A 3,673-nucleotide genomic window follows, 5' to 3' on the forward strand; every position below is an offset into this window, starting at 1 on the left:
TTAATATTTTAATCATATATAAATCTAATGTAAATGAAATATAACAATACATATAATAATTGTGAAATACATAAAAAAAGAGGCCTAAAAGAGAATAAAAAGAAGTAAAGCCCAAAAAGAAGGCTAAAAAAAAAGCTTAGCATAAACAACTGAAAGTTGAATAAGCTAAGCTTTTGTGTGTAAATACTCAAGAGCTGGCAGCGGCCTACGTTTCCACAAGGGGACCCTGCAGTATTATCAGCGATGAAGAGCTTGACTTCCAGGTTCGAAATGGAGCTGGGTATTTCCTCTTCTCTATAACCACCAGCAAAACTGAGTAATCAATATACATGGAATATAAATATTCAGTATACTCATTACTCAACTTATAGGTTGAGTAGATATAAATAATGTTAAAGTCTAATTTTATGCAAGTTAATGCAAACAAGTATATATTTAATAAGATAGTAAACCAAAGAATACTAAATAAGCCGAACGATCTATTAGTACTAGTCAGCTAAACGTCTTACAACGCTTACACATCTAGCCTATCAACCTCTTAGTCTTAGAGGGATCTTCAGGGAAAGTTAATCTTGGAGTTGGCTTCGTGCTTAGATGCTTTCAGCGCTTATCTCATCCGTACGTAGCTACCCAACGATGCTCTTGGCAGAACAATTGGTACACTAGTGGTACGTTCATCCCGGTCCTCTCGTACTAGGGACAAATCTCCTCAACTTTCCTACGCCCACGGAAGATAGGGACCGAACTGTCTCACGACGTTCTGAACCCAGCTCGCGTACCGCTTTAAATGGCGAACAGCCATACCCTTGGGACCTGCTTCAGCCCCAGGATGCGATGAGCCGACATCGAGGTGCCAAACCTCCCCGTCGATGTGAGCTCTTGGGGGAGATCAGCCTGTTATCCCCGGCGTACCTTTTATCCTTTGAGCGATGGCCCTTCCACACAGAACCACCGGATCACTATGACCGACTTTCGTCTCTGTTCGACTTGTATGTCTCACAGTCAAGCTAGTTTATGCCATTATACTCAACTGGCGATTTCCATCCGCCATGAACTAACCTTTGTAAGCCTCCGTTACTTTTTAGGAGGCGACCGCCCCAGTCAAACTACCCACCAGACATTGTCCTGAACGTAGATAATACGTCCCAGTTAGTAACTCAAATATTTAAGGGTGGTATCTCAAGGTTGGCTCCACTAGAATTAGCATCCTAGTTTCATAGCCTCCCACCTATCCTGCACATAAATATCCAAGCTACAGTGTCAAGCTGTAGTAAAGGTGCACGGGGTCTTTCCGTCTTTCCGCGGGTAGGAGGAATTTTCACCTCCACTACAATTTCACTGGATCCCTGGTTGAGACAGCTCCCATCTCGTTACGCCATTCATGCAGGTCGGTATTTAACCGACAAGGAATTTCGCTACCTTAGGACCGTTATAGTTACGGCCGCCGTTTACTCGGGCTTCAATCAAATGCTTCGATAAATCTAACATCATCAGTTAACCTTCGAGCACCGGGCAGGCGTCACACCTTATACATCCTCTTACGAGTTAGCAAAGTGCTGTGTTTTTGGTAAACAGTCGGGAGGGACTCTTTGTTGCAACCTCTTTAGCTTTTGAGAGTAAATCTCTATACCAAAGTAGGCACACCTTATACCGAAGATACGGTGCTAGTTTGCAGAGTTCCTTAACCAGGGTTCTTCCACGCGCCTTAGAATACTCATCCCACCCACCTGTGTCGGTTTACGGTACGGGCAACAAATAATATGCTTAGTGGCTTTTCTTGGCACGACAGTATCATCGATTCTCTATCTCCTCCGAAGAGTGTCAAGAGCCTGTAAGATCTCGGCTTCATGTAACCCGGATTTGCCTAAGTTACAGCCTACGTCCTTCGACCCACTATTCCATCAGTGAGCTCGATTAACTCTATGCGTCCCCACATCACGCTTATTTGTTGGTATTGAAATATTAATCAATTTGCCATCGTCTACCCCTTTCGGACTCGACTTAGGACCCGACTAACCCTACGATGACGAGCATCGCGTAGGAAACCTTGGGTTTTCGGCGTTGAGGATTCTCACCTCAATTATCGCTACTCATGCCTGCATGCTCACTTCTATCCGCTCCACTGCTCCTTGCCGGTACAGCTTCAACGCTGAATAGAACGCTCTCCTACCACTCAATATTAATATTGAATCTAAAGCTTCGGTGCATATCTTAGCCCCGTTATATTTTCCGCGCAGAATCACTAGACCAGTGAGCTGTTACGCTTTCTTTAAAGGATGGCTGCTTCTAAGCCAACCTCCTGGTTGTCACAGTAACTCCACATCGTTTTCCACTTAGATATGACTTTGGGACCTTAGCTGTTAGTCTGGGTTGTTCCCCTCTCGACATAGGATTTTATCACCCTACGCCTGACTCCTGCGATTACACATATAGTATTCATAGTTTGATAGGGTTTGGTACCGCGGTAAGCAGCCCTAGCCCATTCAGTGCTCTACCCCTATATGCTACTACGCAAGGCTATACCTAAATATATTTCGGAGAGAACCAGCTATCACGAAGTTTGATTGGCCTTTCACCCCTATCCACAAGTCATCCGAGCACTTTTCAACGCACACCGGTTCGGTCCTCCACTGGCTCTTACACCAGCTTCAACCTGCTCATGGATAGATCACTTCGTTTCGGGTCTGCAGCATCTGACTAATTCGCCCTATTAAGACTCGCTTTCGCTACGGCTTCGCACTTGGCTTAACCTTGCCAGACACCACAACTCGCAGGCTCATTATGCAAAAGGCAGTCCGTCACCCTGATAAATCATAGGGCTCCGAATGATTGTAAGCTAATGGTTTCAGGTTCTATTTCACTCTCCTCGCTGGAGTACTTTTCACCTTTCCCTCACGGTACTTGTTCACTATCGATCTGTAAGTAGTATTTAGGATTAGAGGGTGGTCCCCCTAGATTCAGACAAAATATCACGTGTTCCGTCCTACTCAGGATACCAATAGAGCTATTGAACATTTCGATTACAGGAGTATCACCTTCTACGCTTAAGCTTTCCAGCTTATTCATCTATATTCTCTAGTCTCATATCTTGGTCCTACAACCCCCTATGCAAGCATAGGGTTTGTCCTAATCCCATTTCGCTCGCCGCTACTTTGGGAATCTCTTTTGATTTCTCTTCCTCCGGTTACTGAGATGTTTCACTTCACCGGGTTCGCCTCCCTTTCGGGATAACATGAATCACTCCATGCTGGGTTGTCCCATTCGGAAATTCACGGATCAAAGCTTCTTGACAGCTCCCCGTGACTTATCGCAGTCTAGTACGTCCTTCATCGCCTCTTACAGTCTAGGCATCCACCATTAGCCCTTAATAGCTTATAATAAACAGAATTGAATTCTGTCGCATTTTTGATAATTATTCTTTGGCTACTATCTTATTAAATATATATTCTCATATATAATTTCTAATATAGTTGTGTTCTATCTAATTGTTTAGATAATAAAATTTTATTTATTTAATTAACTTCATACGAAAATTAATTAAACGAAAAAATTAAAGACTTTAACATTATATTTTTAAATATCTTGCTAGCTTAAAAAAATGATTTTTTTCAAGGTAACGCTTTTGGTTTTGAAACCAAATATAAATACTTTGATAAGTACTTATATTTAGTTT

Annotated in this window: 2 rRNA genes; both read right to left on the reverse strand. The window is 42.7% G+C overall.

Features of this window, described 5'->3' with window-relative positions:
- Positions 1-192 precede the first annotated feature (192 nt).
- A 5S ribosomal RNA gene (gene rrf / locus KO488_RS03075) occupies positions 193-308 on the reverse strand.
- Between the two features lie 153 nt (positions 309-461).
- Positions 462-3,378: ribosomal RNA gene (locus KO488_RS03080) — 23S ribosomal RNA — on the reverse strand.
- Positions 3,379-3,673 lie beyond the last annotated feature (295 nt).

Source organism: Poseidonibacter lekithochrous, assembly GCF_018861145.1.
Classification (GTDB): Bacteria; Campylobacterota; Campylobacteria; order Campylobacterales; family Arcobacteraceae; genus Poseidonibacter; species Poseidonibacter lekithochrous_A.